This is a genomic window from Sphingomonas sp. Leaf23 (assembly GCF_001421585.1).
In the GTDB taxonomy this organism is placed as follows: domain Bacteria; phylum Pseudomonadota; class Alphaproteobacteria; order Sphingomonadales; family Sphingomonadaceae; genus Sphingomonas.
On record NZ_LMKR01000003.1, the window covers coordinates 169,516 to 182,957 of the forward strand.

16 protein-coding genes are annotated in these 13,442 nt (G+C 68.2%); 7 read left to right on the forward strand and 9 right to left on the reverse strand.

Translation table 11 applies throughout. The annotated features are described in order from the left end of the window. Positions 1-174: a hypothetical protein gene (locus tag ASE67_RS18170; protein ID WP_156347589.1), complete on the reverse strand. Its 174-nt coding sequence runs from the start codon at positions 172-174 to the stop codon at positions 1-3. Between the two features lie 235 nt (positions 175-409). Here ASE67_RS18170 and ASE67_RS09110 point away from each other — a divergent pair, with 235 nt between their 5' ends. Both ASE67_RS09110 and ASE67_RS09115 read left to right on the forward strand, forming a co-directional pair. After that, the gene (locus tag ASE67_RS09110; protein WP_055759764.1) at positions 410-1,366 is read left to right on the forward strand and encodes a polysaccharide deacetylase family protein; all 957 of its coding nucleotides are present in this window, start codon (positions 410-412) and stop codon (positions 1,364-1,366) included. Then, entirely contained in the window at positions 1,363-2,274 is a 912-nt protein-coding gene (locus ASE67_RS09115; RefSeq protein ID WP_235511857.1) for a GNAT family N-acetyltransferase, read from the forward strand. The genes ASE67_RS09110 and ASE67_RS09115 overlap by 4 nt, the downstream gene beginning before the upstream one ends. Positions 2,275-2,395: 121 nt before the next feature. Here the strand turns inward: ASE67_RS09115 and ASE67_RS09120 are convergent, their stop codons facing one another. Further along, entirely contained in the window at positions 2,396-2,674 is a 279-nt protein-coding gene (locus tag ASE67_RS09120; RefSeq protein ID WP_055759768.1) for a hypothetical protein, read from the reverse strand. 121 nt (positions 2,675-2,795) lie between these two features. Here ASE67_RS09120 and recO point away from each other — a divergent pair, with 121 nt between their 5' ends. The 3 genes from recO to ASE67_RS09135 all read left to right on the forward strand — a co-directional run bounded on the left by recO (position 2,796) and on the right by ASE67_RS09135 (position 5,857). Beyond that, positions 2,796-3,527, forward strand: coding sequence for a DNA repair protein RecO (gene recO, locus ASE67_RS09125; protein ID WP_055759772.1), 732 nt, complete (start codon positions 2,796-2,798; stop codon positions 3,525-3,527). Positions 3,528-3,589: 62 nt separating this feature from the next. Then, the gene (leuB, locus tag ASE67_RS09130) at positions 3,590-4,633 is read left to right on the forward strand and encodes a 3-isopropylmalate dehydrogenase (protein ID WP_055761508.1); all 1,044 of its coding nucleotides are present in this window, start codon (positions 3,590-3,592) and stop codon (positions 4,631-4,633) included. Between the two features lie 111 nt (positions 4,634-4,744). Continuing rightward, positions 4,745-5,857, forward strand: coding sequence for a glycosyltransferase family 2 protein (locus ASE67_RS09135; protein ID WP_055759774.1), 1,113 nt, complete (start codon positions 4,745-4,747; stop codon positions 5,855-5,857). Here the strand turns inward: ASE67_RS09135 and ASE67_RS09140 are convergent. Continuing rightward, positions 5,854-7,086 (reverse strand): phospholipid carrier-dependent glycosyltransferase, encoded by a 1,233-nt coding sequence (locus ASE67_RS09140; protein ID WP_055759776.1) that lies wholly within the window; start codon positions 7,084-7,086, stop codon positions 5,854-5,856. The two genes, ASE67_RS09135 and ASE67_RS09140, sit on opposite strands and share 4 nt — an antisense overlap. 109 nt (positions 7,087-7,195) lie before the next feature. Between ASE67_RS09140 and ASE67_RS09145 the strand changes: the two genes are divergently transcribed. Next, positions 7,196-8,419 carry an SAM-dependent methyltransferase gene (locus ASE67_RS09145; RefSeq protein ID WP_055759779.1) on the forward strand — a complete coding sequence of 408 codons (1,224 nt, stop codon included), beginning with the start codon at positions 7,196-7,198 and terminating at the stop codon, positions 8,417-8,419. A 4-nt stretch (positions 8,420-8,423) separates the two neighbouring features. Next, positions 8,424-8,846, forward strand: coding sequence for a hypothetical protein (locus tag ASE67_RS09150; protein ID WP_055759782.1), 423 nt, complete (start codon positions 8,424-8,426; stop codon positions 8,844-8,846). Here the strand turns inward: ASE67_RS09150 and ASE67_RS09155 are convergent. From ASE67_RS09155 to ASE67_RS09180, 6 genes are all read right to left on the reverse strand, one after another. Next, positions 8,801-9,553, reverse strand: a complete 753-nt coding sequence (locus ASE67_RS09155) for a helix-turn-helix domain-containing protein (RefSeq protein ID WP_055759785.1) — start codon at positions 9,551-9,553, stop codon at positions 8,801-8,803. The genes ASE67_RS09150 and ASE67_RS09155 overlap by 46 nt on opposite strands. 209 nt (positions 9,554-9,762) lie before the next feature. Beyond that, a complete protein-coding gene (locus ASE67_RS09160; RefSeq protein ID WP_055759787.1) occupies positions 9,763-10,032 on the reverse strand; it encodes an HPr family phosphocarrier protein in 270 nt (89 codons plus the stop codon). Then, complete coding sequence (locus tag ASE67_RS09165) at positions 10,029-10,436, reverse strand: PTS sugar transporter subunit IIA (protein ID WP_055761511.1); 408 nt, start codon at positions 10,434-10,436, stop codon at positions 10,029-10,031. The genes ASE67_RS09160 and ASE67_RS09165 overlap by 4 nt, the downstream gene beginning before the upstream one ends. 23 nt (positions 10,437-10,459) lie before the next feature. Then, positions 10,460-11,350, reverse strand: coding sequence for an RNase adapter RapZ (gene rapZ / locus ASE67_RS09170; RefSeq protein WP_055759790.1), 891 nt, complete (start codon positions 11,348-11,350; stop codon positions 10,460-10,462). Continuing rightward, the gene (locus ASE67_RS09175; RefSeq protein WP_055759793.1) at positions 11,350-11,769 is read right to left on the reverse strand and encodes an HPr kinase/phosphorylase; all 420 of its coding nucleotides are present in this window, start codon (positions 11,767-11,769) and stop codon (positions 11,350-11,352) included. Before ASE67_RS09175 ends, rapZ begins: the two co-directional genes overlap by 1 nt. Next, positions 11,766-13,337, reverse strand: coding sequence for a sensor histidine kinase (locus ASE67_RS09180; protein ID WP_055759795.1), 1,572 nt, complete (start codon positions 13,335-13,337; stop codon positions 11,766-11,768). The genes ASE67_RS09175 and ASE67_RS09180 overlap by 4 nt, the downstream gene beginning before the upstream one ends. Between the last annotated feature and the right edge of the window lie 105 nt (positions 13,338-13,442).

Consider the following 13,442-nt stretch of genomic DNA (forward strand, 5'->3'; position numbering starts at 1 on the left):
CTACCGGATACCCCGCTGGATAAAGTTGCGGATCGCCTGCCAGCGCCGGGCTTCGCCGGTGTCGCCCCGGTTGCAGGCGCGGGTACTGCGCGATCCGGCCACGTCCGGTGCCGCGCGGCCGTGGCGGGCGACCAGGAAAATGGCGTCGGTGCGGTCGATGTCGTCGTCGATCATCCAGCCCTCCGGAGATAAAGTTACCGCGCCCAACGACGCCTTCGCGGCTCCTGTTCCCCATGTCGACCCCCGAATTCCCGCAAATTACAGGCAATTTTCGGTACGAAGCAGTAACAATACGCACTACATCTGCGAGACGGTGGTTAACGGAAGAACGGTACACCACGTACAAAATATGCGATGCAGCATGTGCGGCTTTATGGGATGTTTACGCGACCCCGTGCAGGACACGCCCATGGCAACGCCGGTATTCCTGACGATCGACACCGAATTGATGTGGCGGCATCATGCGGCGGACCTGCCCGCAACGACCGTCGTCGCCCGCTCGCTCGAACCCGCCGGGGTCGGGGTGACGTGGCAGCTGGAGCGGCTGCGCGCGTATGGGCTGAAGGCATCCTTCTTCGTCGATCCGCTGCCCGCGCGCCTTTATGGCATGGGCGCGATCGCCCCGACCGTGGAAGCGATCCTGTCGGCGGGGCAGGAGGTGCAGCTGCACCTGCATCCTAACTGGGCCGGCGCGGCGGTCGGCGACCGGGGGCGGGCGCATGGCAGCTTCGAACTGGTCGACCTGTCGCGCGACCAACAGCAGGACATGCTGGGCGAGGCACGCGAGCTGTTGCGCGCATGCGGCGCGCCCGATCCCGTGGCGTTCCGCGCCGGCAGCTACAGCGCCAACGACACGACGATCGACGCGCTGGCCGCGCTCGGCTTCGCCTATGACAGCAGCCATAACGGCGCGCATCATCCGTGGCCGAGCGCCATGTCGCTGTCGCCCGACCTGATCGCGCCGGTTGCGCATCGCGGCCTGATCGAGCTGCCGGTGACGACCATCGCCATGCCCGGCGGCGGTCGGCGGCATTTCCAGATTTGCGCGCTGTCGGCCGCCGAGATGCGCGCCGCGCTGGCCCATGCCGCAGCACAGGCCCATGCGGCGGTGACGATCGTCAGCCACGGCTTCGAACTCGCCAACCGGCAGGGGACGCGCGCCAACGGCGTCCATGTCCGCCGGTTCGAGGCACTGTGCCGCACGCTGGCCGACCGGGCCGGGGCGCTGCCCACCACCCATTTCCGCGACCGTCCGCCGCTGCGGCTGGGGCAGGACGACCGCCCGCTGCCCGCCAGCGCATGGCGCACGCGGCGGCGGCAGGTCGAACAGCTGTGGTCCAACTGGGTCGAGGAACGCGCGGCATGAGCGTTGCCGTCCCCTGGCCGCTGAAGTTCCAGATCGGCGCACGGACCCTCTTTTCGATCCGCCGCCGGCTGGTGCGCGTGCCGCTCGAACTGCGCGACGTGCTGTCGGGGGAGTCACCCATCCTGCCGCCGTTGCCACCGGGGGCCGATGGCTGGTCGGTAACCTCGCTGCCCGAACCGTTGCTCGACGCGGTACGCCCCGACAGTGGCTTCGCGTTCGTCCGGCAACGCTACACCCGTTATTATGCCGACCTGACCATCGGCTTCGACGCGTGGTTCGCCGGCCTGTCGGGCAATGCGCGCTCGGGCCTGAAGCGCAAGGCGAAGAAGCTGGCCGAGGCGAATGACGGCACGCTCGACGTCCGCACCTATCGCACGCCTGCCGAACTGGCCGAATTCCACGGCATCGCCCGCCGGGTCGCGCAGCACACCTATCAGGAAAAGCTGCTCGGCGCCGGCCTGCCCGACACCATGGCGTTCCGCGCCGAAATGCAGGGCAAGGGCGCGGCCGGTGAAGCGTTCGGCTGGCTGCTGTTCGTCGGTGGCACGCCGATAGCCTACCTCTATTGCCCGATGACCCAAGGCGACGTCCGCTACGATTATGTCGGCCACGACCCCAGCTGGAGCGAATGGTCGCCGGGCAGCGTCCTGCATCTGGAGGCGTTCCGCACCCTCTTCGCCGATCCGACCGCGCTGCGCTTCGACTTCACCGAGGGGGAAGGCCAGCACAAACGCCAGTTCGCGACCGGCGGCACGGCCTGTGTGGACCTGCTGCTGTTACGCGGCACGCTCGGCAATCGCGCGACGGTGAAGGCGCTGCGGGCGTTCGACGGCGGTGTAGAGCGGGTGAAGCGCGCGCGGGAATGGCCGGTGGTTGGGCCGCTGGTGGCGCGGGTGCGACGGGGGTAGAATATGCCCGCGTCGACTTGCCTCTAACCACCGATGCAAGGAACTCGCGCGATTCCGACATGGCCATGGCGCTACAGGAACGGGAAACTCGCCCGAACCCAAGCACCGATGAGGCCGGTTCTCAGCGCTTGTCGCAGAGGAAGTTGATGCGCAGCGGCATGAGCCGCAGCTTGGCGCTGTCCTGCAGCGTGGCGACGGCGACATAGGGCGTGTCCGGCTTGCCTCGCAGCGTCAGTGAGGATTCATCGCCCTGTGTCTCGACGCCGCTGGTCTTCCAGCCCGCGTAGCTTCTGATCGCATCCGTTCGAAACGCCGCGACCTGCGCCGGCTTTCCGGAAACGCCGACGACGACATCCTGATGTCCGGGAATGCATTGTTCGATGGCCGGGGGTGATTCCATGGGATGCCCTTTCCGCTGCGTACGATGGTCTCATCACCGTACCGCATCGCCTGATCCTGCGCCGAGCCGGCGGATACCGCAATACGCTGCATTCGGACGGCGACGCTGCTAAACTCACCCGATGCACCTGACCGCCCCCGCGATCCTCCTGTCCGTCCGCGCGCACGGCGAACATGGCGCGGTCGCGCGGGCGCTCACCGAACATGCCGGCGTCCAGCCCGGTTACGTCCGGGGCGGGCGGAGCCGGGCGATCCGGCCGATCCTGCAACCCGGCAACCTGATCCGCGGCGACTGGCGCGCGCGTACCGATACGCAGCTGGCGGCGCTGACCGTCGAGCTGATCGAGAGCCGTGCGCCGCTGTTCGCCGAACCGCTGGCGGCCGCCGCGATCGACTGGATGTGTGCGCTGACCGCCTATGCGCTGCCCGAGGCGCAGCCCTATCCCCGCATCCATGCCGCATTGGGCGGGCTGTTCTCGGCGATCGCCGTCGCGCCGGGGGCCAGCGACTGGGTGGGGGCGCTGGTGCGCACTGAACTGCTGATCCTGTCCGAACTGGGCTTTGGCCTCTCGCTCGACGAATGTGTCGCGACCGGTGTCACCGACGACCTGACCCATGTCAGCCCCAGGAGCGGCGGCGCGGTGACGCGTGCGGCGGCGGTCGGCCTCGAACATCGCCTGCTGCCGCTGCCCGCCTTCCTGGTCGAAGGGGGCCGCGCCGACTGGGCGGCGGCGTTCGATGGCCTCACGCTGTCGGGTCATTTCCTGTCGCGTGACCTGCTGGGGGTGAAGGGACAGGATATCCTCGCCGCGCGCACGCGGCTCGTCGAGCGATTGAAAAGGACAGTTGCGTGAGGGCGGGCGCTTGGGGCAGAGGCACCCCACGCAATCTTCGTGCGTGAACGATGGATGATATGATGGCTTTGATCGCGATACTGCCCGGCGACGGGATCGGACCGGAAGTGGTGGCAGCGGCGCGGCAGGTGCTCGATGCGCTGGGTCTCGACCTGATGTTCGAGGAAGCGCCGGTCGGTGGCGCGGCCTATCGCGCGCACGGCCATCCGCTGCCGCCCGCGACGCTCGATCTCGCCAAGCGCGCCGATGCCGTCCTGTTCGGCGCGGTCGGCGATCCCGAGTTCGACAATGTCGCGCGCGAACATCGCCCCGAGCAGGCGATCCTCGGCCTGCGCAAGGCACTGGGCCTGTTCGCCAACCTGCGTCCCGCGAAACTGTTCGCGGGCCTGGAGGATGCCTCCGCGCTCCGTCCCGAAGTCGCTGCCGCGATCGACATGGTGATCGTGCGCGAGCTGACGGGCGACGTCTATTTCGGCGAAAAGGGCCGCGGCACGACCGCAGACGGCCTGCGCGAAGGCCACGACCTGATGCGCTATGACGAGGCGGAGGTCGCCCGCATCGCCCGCGTCGCCTTCGACACTGCGCGCACCCGCAATCACCGGCTGTGCTCGGTCGACAAGGCCAACGTCCTCGAAACGTCGCAGCTGTGGCGTGATGTCGTGATCGAGGTGTCGGCCGACTATCCCGACGTCCAACTCACCCATATGTATGTCGACAATGCCGCGATGCAGCTGGTGCGCAATCCGGGCCAGTTCGACGTGATCGTCACCGGCAACCTGTTCGGCGATATCCTGTCGGATCAGGCGAGCATGTGTGCCGGGTCGATCGGCATGCTGCCCTCCGCCGCGATCAATCAGGACAAGAAGGGCCTGTACGAACCGATCCACGGCTCCGCACCCGATATCGCGGGGCAGGGGAAGACGAATCCGCTGGCGACGATCCTGTCGGCGGCGATGATGCTGCGCCACTCGCTGGAGCAAGCGGACGCCGCCGACCGGATCGAGGCGGCGGTGACGGCGGCGCTGGTCGCCGGGCATCGCACCCCCGACCTGGGCGGCACGGCAACGACACAGGACATGACGAACGCGGTGCTGGCCGCGTTGTGATCCCCACATGCACCCGTATCCCCGCGCAGGCGGGGATCCAGGGCCAGATGCGATGACGGTAGCGTTTGGAACTCTGGACCCCCGCTTGCGCGGGGGTACGGTAGCGCGGATATGACCCCGCTCGCCCTCGCCATCGTCGTCCCCGTGTTCAACGAACGCGGCAACGTGCCGCTGCTCGTCGCAGCGCTTGATGCGGCGCTCACGGGCATCGCGTGGGAAGCGATCTTCGTCGACGACGACAGCCCCGACGGCACCGCCGACGTGGCGCGCACCATCGCTCGCGAGGACCCGCGCATCCGCGTGATCCAGCGGATCGGCCGGCGCGGCCTATCGAGCGCCTGTATTGAGGGGATGTGCGCCACCGCCGCGCCGCTGGTCGCGGTGATCGACGGCGATCTGCAGCATGACGAGACGCTGCTGCCACGCATGGCGGCGGCGCTCATCGCCGATCCGGCGCTCGATCTGGTGATCGGGTCGCGCTTCGTCGCCGGCGGCGGGACCGGCGCGTGGGATGCCGATCGCGTCGCCAAGTCGGCGCTCGCCACCCGCCTGTCGCGCCGCGTGTTGCAGGCCGACCTGTCCGACCCGATGAGCGGTTTCTTCATGGTTCGGGGAGAGGTCGTGCGCCGCATCGTCCCGCGCCTGTCGGGAATCGGGTTCAAGATCCTGCTCGACATCCTGACCGCCGCGCCGCAGCCGCTGCACTTCACCGAACTGCCCTATGTGTTCCGCACCCGCGCGGTGGGGGAGAGCAAGCTCGATCATGTCGTCGCGCTCGAATATCTGATCGCGCTGTACGACCGGATGTTCGGGCGGGTGGTGCCGGTGCGCTTCGTCATGTTCTCCGCGATCGGCGCGGCAGGCGCGATCGTGCATCTGGCGGCGCTGGCGCTGTGGCTGGAACTGGGCGCTGGGTTCATCGCGGCGACGATCGTCGCGACGGTCGCCGCGATGACCTTCAATTTCTTCCTGAACAACCTGCTAACCTATCGCGACCGGCGGCTGCGGGGGGCACGCGCGCTGCTCGACGGCTGGGTGTCGTTCTGCGCGGTGTGTTCGGTCGGCGCGGTCGCCAATGTCGGCGTCGCGGCGTTCCTTTATGATGTGCGCGGGCATGCATGGGCCCTGCCGGCGCTGGCCGGAATCGCGGTCGGCGCGGTGTGGAATTTCGCGCTGTCGTCGCGCTTTACCTGGGGGCGGTACGGGCGGAAGCGGGCGGCCTAACGCCAGCTATTGAACCACATCCACCGGTTGAACGCCTGCGGCCCGCTGAGCGGCGCGGCGGAAATGATCGGGTAGAAATAGACGAACAGCATCAGCACCAGCAGCGCGAACCATTCGTGCGCCCGCGCGAACCGCCCCCTGGCACAGCCATGGAATGCCGCCGCCAGCGCGATGCACAGCCAGATGCTCGACAGGTGGTAATAATAATAGAAGCCGAGCGACTTCGGGATCACCGCCCACACCGCCAGCGACCCGACCCACAGCAGCCCTACGCCCAGCAGCGCACGCGACCGCTGCCGCAGTCCGGCCCACAGGCACGCCGCCACCGCGACCAGTCCGCCCCACATGATCGCCGGATTGCCCAGCAGCAAAACGCCGCGCTGCACGCCGTTATCGGGTTCGTAGAAATACCAGATCGGCCGGATCAGCAGCGGCCAGCTCCACCAGCTCGACTGATAGGGGTGGGGGGCGAGGATTTGCGTCTGCCGCTGATACATTTCCAGCTGGAACGGGACCAGCCGCGCCAGCGTCAGCGGGTCCTGCGCATAGAAGAAGGCCGGCGCAAAGGTCGCGAAATAGGTGCCGATGCTGACCGTCCCGAACAGCGCCAGCGCCGGAAACAGCGGCAGCCCCGGCCAGTAATCGCGCCCGTCGCTTTTGCCCCACACCAGCAACAGCCCGGCGCCCGCGACATAGGGGATCGCCGCCCACTTGACGCCCACCGCCAGCCCGAACAGCGCCGCCGACAGCGCAAGGCGCCATGCCGGTCGCCCGCGCATCGACCACAACAGCGCGGCGATGGCGAGCGTGGTGAACGCGCCCAGATACACCTCCAGCATCGCCGTGCGCGCCTCGACCAGCAGCGTCTGGTTCAGCATCGCCAGCCCCGCGCCGAACGCCGCCACCGGCACCTGCCGGAACAGCAGTTGCAGGCAGGCGAAGACCCCCAGCACGGTCGCGGTCCCGGCCAGCGTGCCGAAGATCCGCCAGCCCCACGGCGTATCGCCGAACAGCGCGATTCCCGCCGCAATGAACATCTTCGCCACCAGCGGATGTTCGGTATTGGCGGGATAGGCCAACGCCAGCAGCGTCTGCGCGGCGGGCACGTAATGCACCTCGTCGAACGACAGCTTCCCCGGCCGCCCGAGACCCCACATAAACAGCAACTGCGCGAAACCCGCGATCAGCAGGGCGGTGGTCCACGGGCGATCGCGCAGGCGGGAGAGCATGGGCCGGGGGTGTAGCGGAAGCTGGCGCGTGTGCAATCCTCCCCGGCACGGGGAGGATTTGCCGTGTCGCCCATCACTTGCCACAATCCGCGCATATTGGTTTCGGGACATGGCACTGATCGACACGTTTCTCGCCCGTACCGTCCGCCGCGGTACGCTCTCGCTCACCCACGCCGATGGCCGCACCGTCACCTTCGGCACCGCCGACCCGGCCTTTCCCGACGTCGCGATCCGCTTCACCCATCCCGGCGTCGCCGGCCGCATCGTCCGTCATCCGGCACTGGGCGCGGCCGAGGCGTTCATGGACGGCGAACTGGTGATCGACCGCGGCGACATCCGCGATCTGGTCGAACTGCTGACCGGCAACACCCCATGGGGCCGGGGCAGCTCGCTCGCGCCGTCGCTGCCGATCCGGATGTTCGACGCGGTGCGTCACCGGCTCGACCGGGTGAACATGGCCCGCCGGTCGAAACGCAACGTCGCGCATCACTACGACCTGTCCGACCGGCTCTACGCGCTCTTCCTCGACACCGACCTGCAATATAGCTGCGCCTATTTCACCGATCCCGCCAACAGCCTCGAACAAGCGCAGTCGGACAAGAAGGCGCATATCGCCGCCAAGCTCGCCCTGAAGCCCGGCATGCGCGTGCTCGACATCGGCTGCGGCTGGGGCGGGATGGCGCTGTACCTGCATGAAAAGACCGGCGCGGAGGTGCTGGGCGTCACCCTGTCCGAAGAGCAGATCAAGGTCGCCCGCCGCCGCGCCGAGGAAGCGGGCGTCGCCGACAAGGTGAAATTCGAACTGATCGACTATCGCCACGTCACCGGCCGGTTCGACCGGATCGTGTCGGTCGGCATGTTCGAACATGTCGGCCCGCCGCAATACGCCACCTTCTTCCGCAAGTGCCGCGAATTGCTCACCGACGATGGTGTGATGCTGGTCCATACCATCGGGCGGATGGGCGTGCCCGGCGTCACCGACACCTTCACGACGAAATACATCTTCCCCGGCGGCTACAACCCGGCGCTGTCCGAAATCGTGCGCGGCTATGAAGGGACCAAGCTGATCGCGACCGATATCGAGGTGCTGCGCGTCCATTACGCGCTGACCATCGACCACTGGTACGTTCGCACTGTCGCCGCGAAGGACGCCATCGTCGAGCTATACGACGAAAAATTCTATCGCATGTGGACCTTCTACCTCGCCGGCGCGGCGGCGGCGTTCCGCCATGGCGGCATGGTCAATTACCAGGTGCAACTCACCCGCAACCGCCTCGCGCTGCCGCTGACACGCGATTATATGCTGGAGGAGGAGCGGCTGCTGCGGGGGTAAGGGCTTGCGCATATTCGACTGGCTGTTCGGACGTACCCCACCCTCGGTCGACCCCGATGGGTTCGGGCAGGGCATGGTCGACGACCTGCGCTTCGAGCGACACTTCCGCCGCGCGCGCCTTCGCGACGTCCGTTGGCGTGTGCCGACCGCAGTGGAGGTCGCCGCGATTGAGGGACACCCGATCCTCGGCCGGTTCGGTGACCACGTGCTCATGGTGGCGGAGGTCGACGACGAACGCTGGATCGTCCGCGACCGCGACTGGTTCGGCTGGCCCGATCCGCCCGAATATGCCTTCTTCGCGCTGGCCGGCGACACGATCCGCGCGGCGACCGATTTCGATGAGTGGCCGCCGCGTTGGACCCTGCCGGACGATCTGCCCGACTATTCGATCGTCACTCCGACAACCTTCCAGTCGCCACCTTCCTGATCGAGCGTCACCGTCTCGACCTTCTCGCCACCGATGGCGTAGCGGGTGCGGAATTTCAGCATTTCGACGCCGGCCGGTGGCACCGGGATCGTCTCCTGCCCGATGAGCGCGCGCGATACGACCGCGCCCAGCGGCGGGCGCACGCGCTGCGACACCTCGCTCCACACCGCTTCGCTGTTCAGCTTGCGGAACGCCGCGCCGAACCGGGCATAGCTGTCGCGCCAGCGCTGCTGGTCGACCAGTTCGAGGAACTGGCGGGCGGCATCGGCGGCGGGCACGCTCGGCACCGTCGTGGACGGCGGCGGTACCTGCGTCGTACCGGGCAGCAGGGTCAGGGCCAGCAGGCCGAGGGCTAGGGTCATCAGCATCACTCCGATCAGAACCGGCAGCCGGCGGGGTGCCGCTGCCGCGCCGTCGTCCGGCGCCGGTTCCACATCGTTCGCCGCGCCCCGCGCGTCGTCCCCGGTTCTTGTGTCCCCCAGATTTTCGGGGGTGGCTTCCGCCGCCAGCAGCATCCGTGCCGCCTCGCGGCTGCTCGACACCGCCAGCTTGCGCCGCGCATCGCGCAGCCGTTCGTTGATGGTATGGACCGACAGCCCCAGGGTAACTGCAACCGACTTCGCATCATGCCCGCGCACGATCAGGCGCAGCGTCTGCTTTTCCTTTTCGGTCAGGGTGTCGATGCCCTGTCTGGCCGGCATGGTCATGGGGTTGGGCCTATGGCCGGGCCGGGGGAGCGGCTACCCCTAAAAATTTGTGGGACGTAATCCCGCCCCGCCGGCCAGAGATCGTCATTCCCGCGAAGGCGGGAATCCATAGACGCCGCGGTCGAGGCAAGATCGCAATCGTCAGCGGCAATGGATTCCCGCCTGCGCGGGAATGACGGCGTGCAATGTCAAGCGACCGCTCGCCCCCTTCAATCCTCGCCGAAACGATCCTCGACCAGCTGGCACAGCTGCCCCACCACGGCCTCGGCACCGTCACCGGCCGCGCTGATCGTGATATGGTCGCCCTTGGCCGCGCCCAGCATCATCAGGCCCATGATCGACGTGCCGGTGACACGCGATCCGTCCTTTTCGACGCTGACCTCGATCGGCTGCGCGGCGGCCATCGTCACGAATTTCGCGCTGGCCCGCGCGTGCAGGCCGCGGCGGTTGGTGATCTGGACGGTGCGGGTAACGCTCATGCCGCTGCCTCGCCCAGCACTTCGCTGGCGACCGAGATGTACTTGCGCCCCGCCTCGCGCGCGGCGGCGACGGCTTCGGCGACCTTCATGGCTTTGCGCGCACCGCCCAGCCGGATCAGCATCGGCAGGTTGATGCCCGCGATCACCTCGATCCGCCCGGTTTCCATCAGCGAGATGGCAAGGTTGCTGGGCGTGCCGCCGAACAGGTCGGTCAGCACGATCACGCCCTGTCCCGCATCGACATCGGCAATCGCCTTCGCAATGTCGGCGCGGCGCTCCTCCATATCGTCCTCGGGACCGATGCACACCGTGCCGATCCGCTCCTGCGGACCCACGACATGCTCCATCGCCACGACGAACTCCTCGGCAAGACGTCCGTGCGTCACCAAAACCAGGCCGATCATGTTCGTCGTCGTTCCTACATCCGTCATGGCGCCTGTCGTGCGCCTTCCAGCGAATCCTGCGGCGCGGTGCCAAGGTCGCGATGGTGTATCGTGGGCGAAAATCCCTGGGTACGCAACCATGCGCCCATCCGTTCGGCGACATGGACCGACCGGTGCCGCCCGCCGGTACAGCCGAATGCGATGGTGACATAGGATTTCCCCTCCGCACGGTAGCGGGGGAGGAGCGTCAGCAACATCGTTTCGAACGACGCGATCGCCGCGTCATAGGCCGGGTCGGCCTGCACATAGGCGGCGACATCGGCGTCGAGGCCGGTGCCCGGCCGCAGCACCGGGTCCCAGTGCGGATTGCGCAGGAACCGCATGTCCAGCACGATATCGGCGTTGCGCGGCACCCCGCGCGAAAAGCCGAACGACAGCACCGACAGCACCGGCGCGCTGCTGTCCGCCACCGCAAAGGTCTCCCGCGTCCATTGCGCCAGGTCGTTGCGGCTGAAATTCGTCGTGTCGAGCAGCCGGTTGGCGAACGCGCGCAAGGGCTCCAGCACCTCGCGCTCGCTCTCGATCCCGTCGGCGGCGGTGCGGTCTAGCGCCAGCGGGTGCCGCCGCCGCGTCTCGTTATACCGCCGCTCCAGCTCGGCCTGGCTGCTGTCGAGGAACAGCACGCTCACCCCGAAATCGGGATGGTTGCGGATCGCAGTGACGATCTGTTCGGCATCGAAGCCGCGCGTCCGCGTACCGATGCCGATGGCCAGCGGCCGGTCGGCATTGGCGGGCGTCGCGGCGATCAACTGGCCGAGCAGCCGCAGCGGCAGGTTGTCGACGATATCCCAGCCGCTATCCTCCAGCGTCTTGAGCACGGTCGATTTCCCCGCGCCGGACATGCCGGTGACGAGCAGGATGGAGGCATGCTGCATTATCGGGCGATCCTGTCGAGCATCAGGTGGATACGGGCCGGGGCGGATGCCTCCAGCAAGGATAGGGTATAGGCGGGCAGGGCGATGCCCGCGATGATACGGGTCATGGCCTCGGGCATGCGCTCGGGCGTGCCGGCCTCCACCCACAGCGCGACGGCCACGTCGGCGACGAAGGGGCGCTCGACGATGCCCAGCCCACGCACCTCGATCCGCCCGGCGATGGTCGCGGGCGGCGCGGCGTACAGCACGCCGTCCCGCGCCGACAGCAGCGTATAATCATCGCTGACCAGCACCGCGCCGCCATCGATCAGCCGCAGCGTCAGGTCGGATTTTCCCGCACCCGGCGGTCCCGCGATCAGCACCGCCCGGCCGTCGATCGCCACGCAACAGGCGTGGACCGGCGGCGGGTCGTCGCTCATGCGCCGGCCACCGGCAGCTGCACGATGAAGCGTGCGCCCTCGCGCTGGTCCCTGCGTGATTCGGCGGCGATCATACCGCCATGGCCTTCGACGATGGTCCGCGCGATGGCAAGGCCAAGGCCCGAATGTCGTCCGAAAGCCTCATCGCCTGGTCGCACCGAATGGAACCGGCGGAACACCGCCTCGCGCTGTTCGGGCGGCACGCCGGGGCCGTCGTCGACCACTTCGATCTCCACCAGGTCGCCATCGTTGGTCCCGGCGATCCGCACCGTGCCGCCCGGCGGCGAAAAGGAAATGGCATTGTCGATCAAATTGGCGAACACCCGCTCGAGCCGCGCGCCCTCGCCATGCACCACCAGCGGTTCGTCGGGCTCGAACCGCAGCACTACGCCCCGCTCCAGCCCCCGGTCGGTGCGATAGGCGACCAGCGCACCGATCAGCGCGCCCAGGTCGACGGCCTCGAACTTGGCACGGGCCAGCTGCGCATCCAGCCGCGACGCATCGGAAATATCGGTGATGAGCCGGTCGAGCCGGTGCACATCGTCCTGCACGATCGCCAGCAATTGCGCGCGCAGCTCCGGGTCCTTGACCGCGCCCAGCCCGTCGACGGCGGAGCGGAGCGAGGCGAGCGGGTTCTTCAGCTCGTGCGTGACATCGGCGGCGAACGCCTCGGTCGCGTCGATCCGGCTGCGCAGCGTACTGGTCATGTCGGACAGCGCACGGGCGAGCATCCCGATCTCGTCGCGGCGGCTGGGCAGGCGCGGCACCACCACCTCGCGCGCACGGCCCAGCCGCACCCGGATCGCGGCGCGCGCCAGCATCCGCATCGGCCGGACGATGGTGCGCGCGAGGAACAGCGACAGCAGCACCGACAGCAGAAAGGCGACGGCCAGCACCAGGCTCAGCCGAGCCCGCTCGGTCCGCACGGTCGAGGTGATGTCGCGGGCGTTGACCGTCGCCATCAGCACCCGGTCCTCGGGCAACGGCGCGGCGGCGGTGACCACCGGCGTCCGATCGGGCGCGCGCCACACGCTCGCCGCGGTCGCCCCGGTCGTACGCACCGTCACCACATCGGGCCAGCGCAGGCCCCGACCCGGCGCGCGTTCGCGGTACAGCGGATCGCGTTCGTTGCCGACCACGGTATCGATCCCGGCATCCAGCGCGCGGGCGGCATCCTGTTGCCAGCCATCCTTGTCCGGATCGACCAGCTGGAAATTGCGCACGCCCAGCGCCCGGCTGTCGGCGACCAGCCGCCCGCGCCGGTCGTAGATGCGCAGCCGCAAGCCCGACTTGCGCGCGAAATTGGCCATTTCGTCGGTGCGGTCGTCGGGCGGCATCAGCGACAGCGCCTCGGCGATCAGCCGTACCTCACGCTCGGCCTGCGCCACCCGCCCGTCGACGATCCGCGCGCGATAGCTGTCGAGGTAGAAGAACCCGCCTGCCAGCAACGCCAGCGCAAAGATGTTCACGAACAGGATGCGCGGGGTCAGCGACACCCGCCCCGACCAGCGTAGCGACAGCGCACCTTCGTCGGGGAGCAGGTCCTCGGGGGGATCAGCGGGGGGCATGATACCTCGCCGCACCCCATGACCGTACCCCCGCGCAGGCGGGGGTCCAGAGCCCGGCAGGACTGGCGTATGCGATCGTGGCCCTGGGCCCCCGCCTCCGCGGGG